The 17260-nt window shown below is 59.6% G+C and carries 12 protein-coding genes; 5 read left to right on the forward strand and 7 right to left on the reverse strand.

What is annotated here, in order from left to right; translation table 11 throughout:
* Positions 1-22: 22 nt before the first annotated feature.
* Complete coding sequence (gene topA / locus JF535_RS12955; protein ID WP_207002802.1) at positions 23-2767, reverse strand: type I DNA topoisomerase; 2745 nt, start codon at positions 2765-2767, stop codon at positions 23-25.
* 272 nt (positions 2768-3039) lie between these two features.
* Positions 3040-3585, reverse strand: a complete 546-nt coding sequence (locus JF535_RS12960; RefSeq protein WP_207002804.1) for a hypothetical protein — start codon at positions 3583-3585, stop codon at positions 3040-3042.
* Positions 3586-3784: 199 nt separating this feature from the next.
* On the opposite strand from JF535_RS12960, the gene JF535_RS12965 reads away from it, so the two are divergent.
* Entirely contained in the window at positions 3785-4228 is a 444-nt protein-coding gene (locus JF535_RS12965; protein ID WP_207002806.1) for a universal stress protein, read from the forward strand.
* 76 nt (positions 4229-4304) lie between these two features.
* Here the strand turns inward: JF535_RS12965 and JF535_RS12970 are convergent, their stop codons facing one another.
* A complete protein-coding gene (locus JF535_RS12970) occupies positions 4305-6197 on the reverse strand; it encodes an ATP-binding cassette domain-containing protein (RefSeq protein ID WP_207002816.1) in 1893 nt (630 codons plus the stop codon).
* Between the two features lie 137 nt (positions 6198-6334).
* Here JF535_RS12970 and JF535_RS12975 point away from each other — a divergent pair, with 137 nt between their 5' ends.
* Positions 6335-8398 (forward strand): transglycosylase SLT domain-containing protein, encoded by a 2064-nt coding sequence (locus JF535_RS12975; RefSeq protein WP_207002822.1) that lies wholly within the window; start codon positions 6335-6337, stop codon positions 8396-8398.
* 54 nt (positions 8399-8452) lie between these two features.
* On the opposite strand, the gene JF535_RS12980 is transcribed toward JF535_RS12975, so the two are convergent.
* Positions 8453-8707, reverse strand: coding sequence for a glutaredoxin family protein (locus JF535_RS12980; RefSeq protein WP_207002823.1), 255 nt, complete (start codon positions 8705-8707; stop codon positions 8453-8455).
* A gap of 32 nt (positions 8708-8739) precedes the next feature.
* A complete protein-coding gene (locus JF535_RS12985; protein ID WP_207002824.1) occupies positions 8740-9612 on the reverse strand; it encodes an FHA domain-containing protein in 873 nt (290 codons plus the stop codon).
* A gap of 239 nt (positions 9613-9851) precedes the next feature.
* On the opposite strand from JF535_RS12985, the gene JF535_RS12990 reads away from it, so the two are divergent.
* Both JF535_RS12990 and JF535_RS12995 read left to right on the forward strand, forming a co-directional pair.
* Positions 9852-10805 (forward strand): protein phosphatase 2C domain-containing protein, encoded by a 954-nt coding sequence (locus JF535_RS12990; protein WP_207002825.1) that lies wholly within the window; start codon positions 9852-9854, stop codon positions 10803-10805.
* Positions 10806-10821: 16 nt separating this feature from the next.
* The gene (locus JF535_RS12995) at positions 10822-13215 is read left to right on the forward strand and encodes a bifunctional serine/threonine-protein kinase/formylglycine-generating enzyme family protein (RefSeq protein ID WP_207002826.1); all 2394 of its coding nucleotides are present in this window, start codon (positions 10822-10824) and stop codon (positions 13213-13215) included.
* Here JF535_RS12995 and rlmKL read toward each other — a convergent pair.
* Positions 13202-15388, reverse strand: coding sequence for a bifunctional 23S rRNA (guanine(2069)-N(7))-methyltransferase RlmK/23S rRNA (guanine(2445)-N(2))-methyltransferase RlmL (rlmKL, locus tag JF535_RS13000; protein ID WP_207002829.1), 2187 nt, complete (start codon positions 15386-15388; stop codon positions 13202-13204). The two genes, JF535_RS12995 and rlmKL, sit on opposite strands and share 14 nt — an antisense overlap.
* A 405-nt stretch (positions 15389-15793) precedes the next feature.
* Between rlmKL and rmf the strand changes: the two genes are divergently transcribed.
* Positions 15794-15997: a ribosome modulation factor gene (gene rmf / locus JF535_RS13005; RefSeq protein ID WP_082859333.1), complete on the forward strand. Its 204-nt coding sequence runs from the start codon at positions 15794-15796 to the stop codon at positions 15995-15997.
* Between the two features lie 150 nt (positions 15998-16147).
* Here rmf and JF535_RS13010 read toward each other — a convergent pair whose 3' ends face one another.
* Positions 16148-17188, reverse strand: coding sequence for a quinone-dependent dihydroorotate dehydrogenase (locus tag JF535_RS13010; RefSeq protein ID WP_207002831.1), 1041 nt, complete (start codon positions 17186-17188; stop codon positions 16148-16150).
* Positions 17189-17260: the final 72 nt, after the last annotated feature.

Consider the following 17260-nt stretch of genomic DNA (forward strand, 5'->3'; position numbering starts at 1 on the left):
GCTGAGCAGACCAGCCGGCCAATTACTTGGCCGGGGATTTTTTGGTGGTGGCTTTTTTCTTGGCTGGTGCCTTTTTAGCGGCCGCTTTTTTAGCCGGTGCTTTTTTCGCCGCAGCTTTTTTCTTGGCTGGTGCTTTCTTCGCCGGCGCGTCTACCTGCCATTTGCCATCGCGGTAGAAAGCCTTCCAGCCGGTGGCCTTACCCTCTTCCTCGCTCTGGACATACTGCTCCTGAGTTTTGCGGCTGAACCGCACCACGGTATCGCGGCCTTCGTTGTCTTCCGTGGGTGCCGAGAACAGGAAGCTGTACTTGGGATCAATCTCGTCTTTATGTGGCAGCAGTTCCTTCACCAACGGGGCACGGGTCTCGCGGTTTTTCGGGAACTGGCTGGCCGCCAGAAACAGACCGGAGGCGCCGTCGCGCAGAATGTAGGTGTCGTCCACCTTCTCGCAGGGCAGCTCGGGCATGGGCACCGGGTCCATTTTGGGTGGTGCCGGCTGGCCACTCTTCAGCAGCTTGCGGGTGTTTTTGCAGGTCTCGCTGGTACAGCCGAAGTACTTGCCGAAACGGCCGGACTTCAACTGCATATCCGCCCCGCACTTGTCACACTCGATCAGTGGGCCATCGTAACCCTTGATCTTGAAAGTGCCTTTTTCCACTTCAAAGCCGGGGCAATCCGGATTGTTACCGCAGATGTGCAGCTTACGCTGTTCGTCCACCAGATAACTGTCCATTGCCGTGCCGCACTTGCCACAGCGGCGCTTCTCGCGCAGCTGGCGCGTTTCCGCCTCTTCATCTTTATCGGCGTCAACGGCTTCTTCACCAGACACCAGGTTCATGGTGTTGGTGCAGCGCTCCTTGGGAGGCAACGCATAGCCGGAGCAGCCCAGAAAGACGCCGGTTGAACCGGTGCGGATCTGCATATGGCGGCCACACTGGCTGCACTCGATGTCCGTATCCGTGGGCGAATTGCGCCGCATGCCGCCTTCTTTATCCTGCGCCACTTCGAGACGCTTGCTGAAACCGGCATAGAAATCGTTCAGCAGGTCTTTCCAACCCCGCTTGCCTTCTGCAACCGAGTCGAGGGACTCCTCCAGGCTGGCGGTAAAACCGTAGTCCATGAGGTCGGTAAAGCTCTCGCTGAGACGATCGGTGACGATGTCACCCATCTTCTCCGCGTAGAACCGGCGGTTTTCGAGACGCACGTAACCGCGATCCTGGATCGTGGAAATAATGGATGCGTACGTCGATGGACGGCCAATTCCACGCTTTTCCAGCTCTTTTACCAGCGCCGCTTCACTGAAGCGCGCCGGGGGCTTGGTAAAGTGCTGCTTGGGGTCGAGCTTCTTCAGGTTCAGCTTTTCACCGACCTTGATATCGGGCAGCACCAGGTCTTCGTCTTTCTTGCTCTGTGCCGGCGCCACTTTCAGGAAGCCGTCAAAGCGGATGACGCGACCACGGGTGCGCAGCTCGAAGTCCCCTGCCGTAACCACCACAGATGTCGAGGTAAACTGCGCCGGCGTCATCTGGCACGCCACAAACTGCTGCCAGATCAGGGTGTACAGACGCTCAGCGTCGCGTTCCATGCCGGAGAGCATGTTGGGTTTTACCCGCACATCGGACGGACGAATCGCCTCGTGCGCTTCCTGTGCACCCTCTTTGCTGCTGTACCGGTTCGGATTTTCCGGCAGGTACTTGTCACCGTAATTTTCTTCGATGAACTCGCGCACCGAGGACACCGCTTCCGCACTCAGGTTGGTGGAGTCGGTACGCATGTAGGTGATGTAGCCCGCCTCATAAAGCCGCTGGGCCATCATCATGGTTTTCTTTACGCTGAAACCCAGGCGATTACTGGCCGCCTGCTGCAGCGTGGAGGTGATATAGGGTGCGCTGGGCTTGGAGCTGGTGGGCTTGTCATCCCGCGCGCTCACCGTGAAGTCGCTGGACTGCAGCGCGTTCAGCGCCGCCATGGCCTGCTCTTCGTTGGTGGGCTTGAAGGCCTCACCGGCCTGCTTTTTCACTTCCAGGCGCAGGGCGTCAGATTTGGCGGTTTGCGTGTCCGCAAACAGGGTCCAGTACTCTTCGGGAATAAACGCCCGAATTTCCCGCTCGCGCTCGACGACCAGTTTCACTGCCACTGACTGGACTCGGCCAGCAGAGAGTCCGCGCGCGACCTTTTCCCACAACAGCGGGGAAACCATGTACCCCACGATGCGGTCGAGGAAACGACGCGCCTGCTGTGCATTCACCCGGTCGATATCCAGCGGGCCCGGATCCTGGAACGCCTCCTGAATCGCGGATTTGGTGATTTCGTTGAACACCACCCGGCGGTAGCGCTTCTCGTCACCGCCAATGGCTTCCCGCAGGTGCCAGGCAATGGCCTCTCCCTCGCGGTCCAAGTCCGTTGCGAGATAAACGTGGTCAGCGTTGGCGGCGAGCTTGCGCAGTTCATCCACCACCTTTTCCTTGCCAGGCAGGATTTCGTAGTGGGCTTCCCAGTTATGGTCAGGGTCGATCCCCATGCGCCGGATCAGCTGCTCGCGGCTTTTCTTGCGCTTGTAGATCTCTTTCTTTTCGGGAGAAAGCTTGCGGGTTTCCGCAGCGCGGCGCGCGCGCTCCTTGGCGTCCACCGGCTGCTTGCTCGATGCCCCGGTGGGAAGATCCCGGATGTGACCAATGCTGGACTTCACCACAAAGTCTTTTCCGAGATACTTGTTGATCGTTTTCGCCTTCGCCGGCGACTCGACGATGACCAGTGATTTACCCATAAGCTTTTGATTTTTAATAGAAAATTTACTGCTTTCGCACCTGGGGCTGCAGCCGTTTTCAACGGTGCGCTGCGCGAATATATATGCTTCGCCCCCGGTGCGGTCAAGCAAGCGTCACAAATTGATGAGCCAATTGTGTGTTGATTAACCGTCTGTGCCCGGCCCAATGACCAGTGATTCAGTGCTATTGTGCCAGCGCTCGACACGGCCCAGCGGAGGCGCCTGGCCGCGGGCGGTCGCTAAAAAACAGACCACGACGGCAAGGCGCAGCGTCAACGCAGGGAATCGCCCTCGTCGCCGGCCTCTTCCGACCGCGATTGCTGCTGCCGAATCGCTTCTTCTATTACCGGCCGCATGGTATCCAGCGCCTTCTGCAGCGCGGCCAGCCCGCCGTTTCCACTGCGCTCGCGCCACTGCACACCCAGACCACTGTCATTGGCATAGACTGCTGTGGCATCTGCCGGCAACATTTCAAGAAATTCCTTGAGCGGCGGCTTGGCCACCTCCGGAGCTTCACGGCCATTGCGCCAGTCCCACACGCCGTCGAAGTTCATTTCGTGGGGCATGCGCTGCAATTCCAATCCCCAGCCCGTCTGCAGCCGTCGCGGATTGCGCCACTGTGCGGAATACACCGCCGCGTTACCCGTGTCTTGGGATTTCGGCAGCGGCTGCATTTGCACTTTGAGCCCGGAGGCCGCCGCGCGCTGGCGAAGCTCTGCAAGCTTGCGATCCCGGCTGCTGGGTTTCAGCCAGACAACCGGCCCGATCACCAGGGCAATCGCAAATATTATGATGACGATAGGCAGCCAGCTGGCCATGAGCGAAATTCCGTGTCAAATTGAGAATTGAGGCACAAACGACGAACAGACCGCCGCCAACCCCCTGTGCAGGCGCGCATTTCCCTGCAAGTCGGCGGTTGTGTCAAGTCTGTTTTTTTTAAAGTAGACTCAATAGAAGCACCGGGGTTTCAATATTTCCCGGTATTTTTTGATATCCAACCAGACCGCGGGAGCCCAAATGTCAGGCTATAACAACATATTGGTGGGACTGGACCTCTCTGAAGAATCCTCTCAGGTATTGGAGCGAGCCGCCCAGATTGCCGCGCATAACAACGCGACGATGAGCCTCGCCCACATCATCGAGCCGCTGACGTTTGCCTATGGTGGCGACGTACCAATGGACCTTTCCGAGGTGCAGGAACAGCTGCAAAACCAGGCCAAGGAGCAATTGCGCAAGGCCGCCGCCAACCTCAACATTCCCTCAGACCGCCAGCACGTGGTACTGGGCCAGCCCGCCACAGAAATTCACCGCCTGGCGGAGGAATCCGGTTGCGATTTGATCGTCATCGGCAGCCACGGCCGTCACGGACTGGCACTACTGCTGGGATCCACGGCCAACGGTGTTTTACACGGTGCCGGCTGTGATGTGCTGGCAGTGCGGGTGCACTCGCCCAACGAATAGCGCTAGCAAAGCGGGGGCAGCTGCGCCCCCCGCTTGTGTGCATGCCCCCACCTGTGCACAGGTCACCCCTGATGGATTACAGGCTGTCCAGCTCTGCCCAGCGTTCAAACGCGTCATCAAGCGCCTGCTGTAAATCGGTCAGTACCTGCAAGCGGGCCTGCACCTTCTCGCTGTCCTGCTGATAGAACTCCGGCGCCGCGACCTCTTCTTCCATTGCCGCTATTTCATTTTCCAGAGATTCAATTTTTGCGGGCAGTGCGTCCAGCTCCCGCTGCAATTTATAACTGAGCTTTTTGGCTTTTTGCGCCTTGGCTGGTGCCTCAGATGACACCACGGGCGCGCTGTCGGCCGAGCCCGCTGACTTGGCCTCGGCGGCTTTGCGTGATTTCAGTTGGTCTTCCGCACTGATAAAGCGCCCCCCCTGGCGTACAAAGTCGTGATAGCCGCCCACATACTCGCGCACGATGCCATTGCCCTCGAATGCCAGACAGCTCTCCACCACATTATCCAGAAAGGCCCGGTCGTGGCTCACCAGAAGCACGGTGCCAGAGAAATCCATCAGTAATTGCTCCAGCAACTCCAGGGTTTCCACATCGAGGTCGTTGGTCGGTTCGTCGAGCACCAGGATATTGGCGGGCTGGCTGAAAAGCTTTGCCAGCAGCGCGCGATTGCGCTCGCCCCCGCTCAACGCGCTCACCTTGGTGCGCGCCTTGACACCGGTGAACAGAAAATCACTGAGGTACGACATCACATGGCGCGTACTGCCACCCACTTCGATGTTCTCCCGCCCCTCGGCAATGTTGTCGACGACGGTCTGATCAGGGTTCAGGGTGTCGCGACGCTGGTCGAAATAGGCCACCTGCTGCTTGGTGCCCAGGCGAACCGTTCCACTTTGCGGCTGAAGATCGCCCAGCAGCAAACGGATCAGGGTACTCTTGCCCGCACCGTTGGGGCCGATCAGCCCGACCTTGTCGCCGCGCATCAGGGTGAAATCCAGGTCGCGAATCAATGGCGTCGCATCCCCCTCAAAGCCAAAGGTGACGCCCTTGAGCTCGGCGACCAGCTTACCGGAGCGCTCGCCGGCATCTAGCGCCATCTTGGCCACACCCTGGCGTTCACGCCGGGCCATGCGCTCTTTGCGCAGGGACTGCAGTGCCCGCACACGGCCTTCATTGCGGGTACGGCGGGCCTTGATCCCCTGGCGTATCCAGGTTTCTTCCTGTGCGAGTTTCTTGTCGAACAGCGCGTCATTGCGCGCCTCTTCCTCCAACAGTTTTTCTTTTTCCTGCTGATAACGGTTGAACGGGCAGTTGAATACCCGCAGCGTGCCCCGGTCGAGATCCCACACGGAGGTGGCAAGGCGCTGCGCCAGGGCCCGGTCATGGCTTACGAACAGCAGCGCGCCGCGATAACTGGCGAGGAAGTCTTCCAGCCACTCCACGGCCGCAATATCCAGGTGGTTGGTAGGCTCATCGAGAATCAACAGATCCGGCTCGGTCACCAGCGCCCGCGCCAGTGCCGCCCGCCGTTGCCAGCCGCCGGACAGGTCATTCACTCTGGCGCTCTCATCCAGGTCCAGGCGATCCAGCACACTGTCGATGTTCGCCAGCAACTCCCAGCCGTGCGCATTTTCGATCTTTGCCTGCAGCGCCGGGTCCTGATGATCCCGGTACTCCGACAGCCAGACGCCAACGTCGCCCAACCCCTCGGCTACGTAGCGATACACCGTATCGGTGCAGTCCTCCGGCAGCGCCTGCTCCAGCGTGGCGAGCACCATGCCGCTCTGGCGGATGATCTCGCCGTCATCCGGGTCCCCCTTGCCGCCAATCAGGCGCAGCAAGCTGGACTTGCCCTCACCATTGCGCCCAACGAGGCAAATTCGATCCCCGCGTTCGATCTTGGCATTCACATGATCCGCCAATACCTGAACGCCATAGCGCAAACACACGCCATCCAACTGAAGCAACATAAATACGCACTACAATGTTTTTGGAGTACCTCTTGAACTTTCCTTGTGAAAATTTTGAAGGTGCTCGAGTGAAAAAGGACATTTTACGCTTTATTCTCGTCCCTTCGAATAAGCGATTTCTCAATCGGGTTGTAAGTATGTCGATTGGCAGCACAGGACTCGCCCTTCTCTCCGCAGCACTGCTGGTCTCGGGCCTCGCAGCGACCAGTCTGGCCGAGGCCCGGCAGGCCGCCAAGAGCGGCCGCTCAACGCCGGCGGCGGCCATCCCACACAAGGCTGAGAGTAAAGACACCAAAGCCGCGCAGGCCGCCGTGGCGCAGCGCGAGAAGCTGCAGGAGGCGCGGCTGGCCATTGCCCGCAATGACCAGCGCCAACTCAAGCGCCTCAAGAAAGAGCTGAAAGACTACCCGCTGCTCCCCTACATCGACTACTGGGCCATCAGCAAGAAGCTTTCACGCCTCCCGTACGATGACATCGACCAGTTTCTGAAAACCCATGACGGCACCGCGCTCGGCGACTGGATGCGAGTGCGTGTACTGCGTGAGCTGGGTGGCAGAGAACGCTTCAAGGCCTATCTCAAATATTACGACCCGGAGAAAATCCGCCGCACCCAGCTGCGCTGCTATTACGCCGATGCGCTTTCCCGCCACGGTGACAAGCAACAGGCTTACGCGCTTATCGAAGAACTGTGGACGGTCGGCGCCTCTCAGCCGAAGGAATGCGACCCCGCTTTCAGCCGCTGGATGCGGGACGGGGGGCTCACGCAGGAACGTGCCTGGAAGCGCCACACCCTGGCGGTGCGCGCGGGCAACCTCGACCTGGCGGACTTTATCGCGCGCAAGCTGGACAGCGACCGCGCCAAGCGTGCGACCCTTATGCGTGCGGTGTATCGCAAGCCGGACCAGATAATGGATTACGACCGGTTCATCCAGCAAGAGCCGGAGTATCGCGACATCGTCACCATCGGCCTGCGACGCCTCGCATCTCAGGACCCGAACAAGGCCAGCGAGGCATGGCAGCGCTATCGGGCGAGCTACCTGTTCAGCGACGAGGAGCGCGACACCTTCCTGCGCTATGTGGCGCTGCAGTTCGCCCGCAAAGACGACCAGAAAGGGCTCGAGCAGCTGATCAAATCGAGCCCGGGCTTTTTTGACCTGCGCACCTCCGAGTGGCTGATCCGCCAGGCCCTGCGAGAAATGGACTGGGCCCAGGTGGAGTTCTGGATCGACCAACTGCCGGAAAAAGACCGCCACCGGGACCGCTGGCTGTACTGGAAAGCCCGCGCCATCAACGAGCAACTGGCCGCCAGCAACAAAAACAACCCGCAGCGCTCAGACCGTTCGCGCCAGCTTCTAAAGAAAGCGGCACAAGAACGCAGTTATTACGGCTTTCTCGCCTCGGATACCCTGGGCAAAGACTACAGCTTCGTGGACCGCCCCGCCCCGATCACTCCCGAGCTGGTAGAAAAGGTCGCGGCGCTGCCGGGCATGCAGAGAGCGGAAGAGTTGCAGGCGATCGGGGAGTTCTATCACGCCCGCCGGGAGTGGGACTACGCCACCGAGAAAATGACCACTGAAGAATTGATGACCGCCGGCAAAGTCGCCAGCACCTGGGGCTGGTATCACAAGTCCATTCAGTCGATCCTTGCCGCGGACTACCTCGATGACCTGGAACTGCGCTTTCCACTGGCCTTTAGCGACATTGTCAGCGACGTGGCCGGACGCATGGGCAAGAAAACAGCACTGGACTCTTATCTGGTACTGGCGGTGGCGCGGCAGGAAAGCCATTTCAGCCACGATGCCAAATCCCACGCCGGCGCCATGGGCCTGATGCAGCTGCTCCCTTCCACCGCGCGGGCCACGGCGCGCAAAGCGGGCGTGCCCTACCGCCGCAGTTGGGACCTGTTGAACCCGAACACCAACATCAGCCTGGGCGCGTTCTACCTGAATTCACTGCTGAAGCGTTTCGACAACAACCGCTTCCTGGCCGCGGCGGCGTATAACGCTGGCCCCACGCGTGTGTCCCGCTGGCTGAGGGATACGGATAAAAAGCTCCCGTTCGATGTATGGATCGAAACCATTCCATACAGCGAAACCCGCAAGTATGTGCAGAATGTATTGTCGTATTCGGTGATCTACGCGTACCGCAGTGGCGACAAGGCGCCACTGCTCAGAAAGAACGAAGCGGAAGCAAAACTGTAACCGGAAGATGGGGCGGGATGGCGCTCACGCACGTAGTGTCGTGAAACCGAGCGCTTAATCAAGCCGTGCGCGGAGCCATTCCTCTAGTTCATGGGAGGAGAATGGCCAGCACAGGACATCGTCTACATCGCCGAGGCCGACCACCGGAATGCTCCAGCCGAATCGACGACTCAGCTCCTCGTCATCGGCAATGTCGACCGACGCCAACCGCAACTGAAATGCCTCCAGCTGCGGCCAGATTTCCACCTTGGCTTTTTCGCACAGGCTACAGCCAAGGGTGGTGTAAAGAATAAGGGCGCGATCAGACACACAGGCTCCTCAGCGGGGCAACAAAAGCAGGGCTAAACCAGCCCCTGGCCCTGGGCCCAGAAATAACCGGCCACCGCAGCACCGGCCACCAGCAGGCCAACCCACATCCAGCCACGGCTGCCCGCCGCAGCGGAGTCGCCGGCGTAATTTTGTGCGGACACAGGCTCTTTAGCCGACGACGCTTTGCCGCTCTCGCGAATACGGCCCCGCTGCATGGCCTGATCCAGCGCCGCACTTTGCCGCGCGGCCTCCGGCAGGGTTACTGCCTGACGCACGGTGGTTTTATCGATATCGTCCGCCGGGCCCACCACACTGAAACTGAGGCTGTCGAAGCGCAGTTCATCCCCACGTCGTACCCGCGACTCGGTTACCCGCTGGTTGTTCAGAAAGGTACCGTTGGCGGAGCCGAGGTCCACCACAAAAAGCAGCCCGTCGCGCACTTCCAGGCGCGCATGGCGCCGGGACAGGTGCGACATGGAGAAGGTCAGGTCACAATCATCCGACCGCCCCACCACACTGGTTTCCCGCACCGGAAATACACGCCCGGCAATCGCGGGGTGATTGGCCCGCAGCGCCCAGGCCACATTGGCGCTGGCGGCAGCGGCCTTGAGACGCGTAATCTTCGGGTCGATCACCGCCAGGTTGCGATCTCCCAGCTGGATTCGATCATTGCGCTGAAGCTTGCAACTGCTTTCCACCGCCTTGCCATTGACCGACAGTTGGCCGCCCGCCACCAGATTGCGCAACTCCAGATCTTCACCATCCACCAGGATTTCGGCGTGCAGTTTGGCAATGGAGGCATCGGCAAGCGTCAGGTCACACTGATTACCACGCCCAATCGTCACCCTGGGTGCCACCAGCCACACGCTCTGAGAGGCATCTTTTACGTCGCAAAGTTTCAACATTGTCCGGCTTCCTAAACAGCGGGCGAAAGTGTACAATTTTTGACCACACTTTCCGCTCGCAGTGGCTACTTCTTAATTATGTTGCGGGGAAGTTTATCACGGCCAATTTCATTGGCCTGTGATTCCGTTTGCAGCTTACAATGCCAGCAGGCTCTAGTATGGAAGTGTTTAAATCCGCATGGATCTGCGCGGTTTGGCATTTTCGACAATAACGACAGGTAACAGGTAGTTGCATACCAGTGAGTGAAGCCAAAGTACGGGAACGCCCCAGTGGTGTAAGCCAGTCCGCCACCACTTCATTGAAGCGCAGTGCGGGCGCCACCCATACCGGGTACCGGCGAGAACAGAACGAAGACGCCTTCTGGGGTGATGAGGCACAGGGTATCTGGGTCGTGGCAGACGGACTCGGCGGCCACCACGCCGGTGAGATCGCCAGCCAGACCGTGGTCGAAGAAATCCAGCGCTCTTCCGCAACGGACCGCCATTACGAACAGGCCCTGCGCAGAGCCCATGCATTGCTGATCGGTGATGAAAACACCACAACCGCCATGGGCACCACCGCGGTGGTAGTGGCCGAAGATGGCGGTTACTTCCATATTTATTGGGTCGGCGACAGTCGCGCCTACCTATGGACGCCACCAAGCCCAACGCAAAATGACCCTCTGCATGTAAACGGCACCCTGAAGCAACTAACAGTCGATCACTCGTACGTGCAGATGCTGGTGGACTCCGGGGCGATCAATCAGGAAGAAGCCGCCAATCACCCCAACCGGCACGTGATTACCCGCTGCATCGGTGGCTCCTCCAACCCCACACTCGAAATTGACCGCGCCTCTTTCTCGTGGGAGAAAGGGCAAAAACTACTGCTGTGCAGCGATGGCCTGAGCAATGAGGTGAGCGAGGCAGAAATCTGCCAGGTACTCGCCAGCAATGCGGATAACCAACGCGCCAGTGAGTTACTGATTGCGGCCGCGTTGGACGCCGGTGGGCGCGACAACGTGACCGTGCAAGTGATCAGCTCGCCCGACAAGGCCGCGCCAACTTCTGAAAACCTGAACTCCCGCACACCGCCAAAGGAAACTGAGTCCCGCCATTTATTCTCCAGCAAGGGCACACTGTTCGCGAAAGTCGCTACAATTGCGATTATTTTTTCACTCAGTGTTTACGCGGCCTGGCAGCTGCTGAACGGATAATTAGGGACAGGCTCGAATGGAAGTTGTCAGCAGCGGCACCGCTTCGCTGGAAATTCCCGGCTATCAGATCCTGAAGAAAATCAATCAGGGCGGAATGTCGACGGTCTATCTGGCAACACAGCGCAGCATGGGCCGGCAGGTGGCGCTCAAAGTCATGTCCCCGGTGCTGAACGCCGACCCCATATTCAGCGAACGCTTCCAGCGGGAAGCGAACATCGTCGGCCAGCTCTCCCACCCCAACATCGTCGCCATTCACGATATCGGCCGCTATCGCAGCCTCAACTACATCGCCATGGATTACCTGCCAGGCGGTTCGGTGGCCGACGCGCTGACCAAGGGTGCCATTGAGCCCCTCGAAGCACTGCATATCACACGCCAGATTGCCATGGCACTGGATCATGCCAGCAACAAAGGCTACGTGCACCGGGACCTGAAACCCGAAAACATCCTGTTCCGCGAAGACGGCTCAGCCGTTCTCACCGACTTTGGTGTGGCCCGCGCCGTGGCACGCACCACACGCATGACCAACACGGGCATGGTGGTTGGCACACCGCATTATATGAGCCCAGAACAGGCCCGCGGTGCCGCCGTGGATGGCCGCGCTGACCTCTACAGCCTGGGGGTGGTGTTTTACGAAATGCTGACCAGTGCGGTGCCCTTTCAGGCGGAAGAAGCGGTCGCTATTGCGATCAAGCACCTGACCGACCCGATTCCCCGCCTGCCCGCACGACACTCGCTGTACCAAGGGCTGATCGATCGCTTCCTGGCAAAAGACCCGGACCAGCGCTTCCAGCGCGGTCTGGATGTGGTTGACGCCATCGACCAGCTGCTGGCTGCACTGGACGGCAAGACCCCCGCCTCCACCACCAAGATGAACAACACCTCGGTGCGGGTGTCCAGCCTGCTTCGTGCGCTGGTCATGACCCTGTACGGCACACTGAGCGACCGCCTCAGCGCGCGCTGGGCCCGCTGGCGCGACAAGCCCCTGCACCAACAGAATCCCCGCGCTGAACAACAGACCATCATGCGCCTTCAGCAAGTGATGCAGCAGGCCGCACCGGTCAAGCGCCGCTCCTGGCTGTTTGCCGCGACCCTGCTTGGAAGTATTGCCCTGGTGTGGGTTCTGTTCAGCCTGTTCAGCAACAAGTTCCAGTGGCAGAGTGAGTCTGGCCTGGTGAACGATGCGGTCGATCTGACCTCACAGATGCTGCTCCCGCCCACGTACGTGGATGGCGCCATTAGCAATGACTCGGTGCCCGCGGAGCTGCCAGGCCCGGTAAACCCGCTGACTACAAGCCAAACCAACCAGCTGCGCCCGGTACTGCGCACGGAATCCGCGGCGCCCACCCCTGCAGCCCCGGCCAGGGTCGTTGAAGAAACTGCCGCTGAGCCCGAAACCGATGATTCTCTGCAGAGCCCTCCCCCCACGGAGCCTGAGGAGATCGCCGCCGAAGAAGCGCCACCCACCTATGCGCTGAAGGTATCCGCGAAGCCGCGGGACGCCCGCATCCGGGTGATGAATATCGTTCCCCGCTACACACCGGGTATGGCTCTGGAACCCGGGCGCTACGACATTGAAGTCAGTAAGGCAGGCTTCAGTACCGTGCGCCGCTGGATAGAAATTACGGCCGCCGACGTCAATCTCGCGGTGGAACTGGAGCGGAGATTCTTCCCCGGTAAAAGTTTCCAATCCCCGTTGAAGTCCGGCGGCAAAGGGCCGGCCATGGTGGTGGTTGCCCCCGGCACATTTACCATGGGCAACAACCGTCGCCCGTTCACCAGCCCGGCACACAAAGTATCCATTGCCCGGCCTTACGCCATCGGTACCCACGAAGTCACCTTCGATGAGTACGACCGTTTTGCCAAGGCTGCCGGCCACGCACTGCCGGCGGATGAAGGCTGGGGACGGGGAAGCCGCCCGGTCATCAATGTGACCTGGCAGGATGCACAGCGCTACGCCAAGTGGCTGAGTGGGGAATCCGGCCAGAAGTACCGACTGGCAAGTGAGGCCGAATGGGAATTTGCCGCACGTGCCGGCACTGAAGGCCCGTTCTGGTGGGGGGACGGCAGTGCCAGGGGCAAAGCCAACTGCCGCCGCGGCTGTGCCAGTGAATTCAATTCACTGTTTACCGTTGCCACCGCACCGGTGGGGAATTACAAGGCAAACCCCTACGGCCTGTACGACACCTCCGGCAACGTGGGCGAGTGGGTACAGGACTGCTTTCTCGGGGATTTCACCAACCACCGCGACGACGCACGCCCGGTGCAGCTAAAAAACTGCAAGTTGCGCGTGATACGCGGTGGCTCCATGCGCGAACCACTGCGCAACATCAGCTCAGATTACCGTACTGGCCTCAGTGAAAAGGCCACCTCGAAGGAAGTGGGCTTCCGCCTCGTTATGGAGCTTTGATCTCCCATACATTGTGAATCTTGGGGTTGCGCTGAAAGTCCTTGTCGAGCAGCTTCGCGGACAGGTTTTCTACCGCAAACGCCTCGAGCACTTCCCGATCCATCTTGAAGCTGCGCAGGTTGTTCGAAAACAGCAAGGTGCCCCCGGGGGCCAGCAGAGCCATGCACTGCTGGATCAACTGCGCGTGGTCCCGTTGGATATCCAGTACACCGCGCATCTTTGCGGAGTTTGAAAAGGTCGGCGGGTCCAGAAAAATCACATCGTAGTGGCCGCGGCGATTCTGCTGTGCTGCCTCCAGCCACTGTAGGCAATCCGCCTCGATCAGCTGGTGCCGATAAGAATCCAAACCGTTCTGACGGAAATTGCGCTGCGCCCAGGCCTGATAGGTTTTGGATAAATCGACACTGGTGCTTTCCACACAACCACCGATGCCCGCCTGCACCGTCGCGGTTGCCGTGTAGCAAAAAAGGTTCAGCAGTTTCTTGCCGCGGGCGATCTGTTTCAGGTACTGGCGCACCGGCCGGTGGTCCAGGAACAGTCCGGTATCCAGGTAGTCCCACAGGTTGATTTCCAACTGCGCACCGTACTCGTCGACCCAGAACGCCTGCGCACCCTCCCCCCGCTTCTGGTACTGACTGCCACTTTCTTTGTGCGAATGACGGCGACGCTCCTTGATGGAGACATTGCGCGCGGGCAAGTCCAGCACATGGCGCGTGGCACGCACCAGTTCGCTCAGACGCGCACGCGCCTTCTGCTCCGGAATACTCGCCGGTGCGCGGTACTCCTGTATATGGGCATAGGTTTGCCCTTCGATGGAGCGATACACATCAATCGCCGCGGAAAACTCCGGAAGGTCTGCATCGTAGAGCCGATAGTTTTCGACGCTGTTTTTACTCGCCCACTTTCCGGTGGTGCGCAGATTTTTTTGCAGGCGGTTTGCCACCATCTGTGCCTCGTCCGACAGACGCGGCTTGGCGCTGTCGCTGGAGTCACCATCCGCGCGCTGCTGGTGGATATCAAACAGCAGAAGCTGGCTCGGCAAGCTGCCATTGAACAGCTTGTATTGCTTGTGCGAACGCAACCCGGTGGCATGGCAGAGTTCCGGATTACCCGTGAAAATCGCCGCTTTCCAGCCGCCAAATTCCTGTTTCAACTGACAGCCCAGCTCGGCGTAGGTCTCCCGCAGCGCTTCCTGTTCACCCAGGCGCTCGCCATAGGGTGGATTGGTTATCACCAGTCCGGGCTTGACCGGTCGGTGACTGGGTACCTTAAACGCAGCTACCGGGCGGCAACTCACACGCACGTGCTTGTCCAGCCCTGCGCGTGCAATATTCGATTCCGCGGCAAACAGGACCTTCGCATCGGCGTCGTAGCCACGGATCTCCGGCAAGGATTTCTGCAAACCGGCTGACCGGCGCTCAAGCGCCTCTTCACGCAGTGGCAGCCACAGATCATTCTGGTGGTTGAGCCAGCGCTCAAACCCGAAGCTTTCGCGCATCAGTCCCGGCGCGATGTCCGCTGCCATGAGCGCGCCCTCCACGAGAAAAGTTCCGGAGCCACACATGGGATCGAGGAGCGCCCCACCCTCCTCGGCTATGGCCGGCCAGCCTGCGCGCACCAGCAACGCCGCTGCAAGGTTTTCCTTGAGTGGCGCGGCACCAATATGCGTGCGGTAGCCCCGGCGGTGCAGGCTGTCGCCACACAGGTCAATGGCGATTTCCAGAACATCACGGTGCAGGCGCAGCATGACCGACAGATCGGGATCCCGCTTGTCCACATCCGGACGGGCGCCGGTCGCCTTGCGCAGGCGGTCGACGATGGCGTCTTTGGCCTTCTGCGCGCCAAACTGGCTATTGCGAATCTCGCGGTTGGTACCGGAGAACTGCACCCACAGAATCCCGGTGGGGCTGATATGCTCCTCCCACGGAATATCGACAACCGCGCGGTAAAGCGCCTCGGCATCCTCCACCTTCGACTGCCCCAGATTGAGCAGTACGCGGTTTGCCATGCGACTCCACAGGCACACCCGGTACGCCATACTCAGGTCAGCGTGAAAGCGAACGGCGGCCGGCTGCTCGCGCTCCACCGCAGCCCCAAGTGCGCGCAGCTCATCGGCAAGTACGTTTTCCAGCCCCTTGGGGCAGGTGGCGGTAAAGGAATACTGGACAGTCAAAAGATTAGTCTCTGTGAATAGTTGGCGATTTTGGCACGGTCAGACCGGGCAATCTGGACAGCCGGTGGCGTGGGTGCGCAAGGATACCGGAAAGACGCGGGGCATTCCGCAAATCCTGGCCTCACAACGCGAGTCACATCGCTGGCATTGCCCACTTTACTCTCATACCCCACATGAGCCACATAACCTACGCCGCTATACGGATTGTGCCTAACCGAGCCATTTTTCAGATGAATTGGTTCATTCCGGTGCCCACCGCAATCTGGTTTACTCAAGGTCTTCCTGTCGGGCCATTCCCACAATAAGCTGAATTGTACGCAGGGGGAAAATCCTTGCTCCTGTTCAGCAGCATTCGTGAACACGAGTTCATAACAAGTTCGTCAAGATGTTCGAGGTACCCTATCTATGAAACGCCAAAAACGTAATCCAAACGATAGAGCTTTCCACAAAGGTTACGTTGCTGCTATGGAAGGCAGAAACCACGACAGCTGTCCTCATGAAACTCGATCACTTCATCAGGAGTGGGTTAACGGCTGGCGCCAGGGGCGACAGGATTACTGGAGCGGCTTCGGTCGCGCGGCCGTTGCGCAGCGCATGGCCAACATGTAACGCCAAGGGACAAAACTCCAGCCATAACGCATCAACCTATATTCAGGTTCACACGGCGTACAGTAGCCGTTAAAAAAATCCCGGGACATGTCCCGGGATTTTTGCTCGACTCCAACTCGCCATGCGACGTCAACAAAGGGCACCGCAGCGCTACTTGTTCACCACCCGCCCTTTGTGCAGTTCGGCGATGGCCGCAGCCGCCTCGCGAATCACTTCCGGCCCACGATAAATAAAGCCAGAGTAAATCTGTACCGCAGTAGCGCCCGCGCGGATCTTGTCCGCGGCGGATTCTCCATCAAAAATCCCGCCCACACCGATGATCGGGATCTCGCCCTTCAGCGCGTCCGACAGCTTGCGAATCACTTCGGTAGAGCGCTCGGTCAGGGGCCGTCCACTCAGCCCGCCTTCCTCACTGCCATGCGCCAGGTGTGCAACCGAGGACTTGTCGATGGTGGTATTGGTGGCAATCACCCCATCAATCTCGTGGTCACGCAACGCTTTCGCTACATGGCTAATGGCATCATCGTCCATATCTGGTGCAATTTTCACCGCCAGTGGCACATAACGGTCGTGCTCTGCGGCGAGCGCGCCCTGCTTTTCTTTCAGCGCCTCAAGCAGACGGCTCAGGCTGTCGCCGAACTGCAGATCACGCAGCCCCTTGGTGTTGGGCGAGGAAACATTGGCGGTGATGTAATCGGCGTGCGCGTAGACCTTGTCCATGCACAGGCAATAATCATCTGCGGCCTTCTCCACCGGGGTATCGAAGTTCTTGCCAACATTGATACCCAGCACACCGGAATAACGGCGGCGTTTCACCCGCTCCAGCAGGTAATCCACCCCTTCGTTGTTAAAGCCCATACGGTTGATGATCGCCTCAGCGTCCGGCAGCCGGAACACCCGCGGCTGCGGATTGCCCGGTTGTGGGCGCGGCGTGACCGTGCCCACCTCCACAAAACCGAAACCGAGGGCACCGAGGCCATTGAACGCCTGGGCGTTCTTGTCCAGGCCGGCGGCGAGGCCAACCGGGTTTGGCAGGGTCAGCCCCATCAGCTCAACGGGATCATCCGGGATCTGGCGCGCAAACAGAGACATGAGCCCAAGGCGCTCGGCTGCGCCGATGGCGTCCATCGAGAGGTGGTGAGACCGCTCAGGGTCGAGCGCAAACAGGGCTTTGCGCAAATGTTGATACATGAGCTTCCTTTTGGTTCGTGCCCGGGGGAGCGTCAACACACCCCCGGGCTTGCTGTACTGGACTGACTCTAC

Source organism: Microbulbifer salipaludis (assembly GCF_017303155.1).
Taxonomy (GTDB): Bacteria; Pseudomonadota; Gammaproteobacteria; order Pseudomonadales; family Cellvibrionaceae; genus Microbulbifer; species Microbulbifer salipaludis.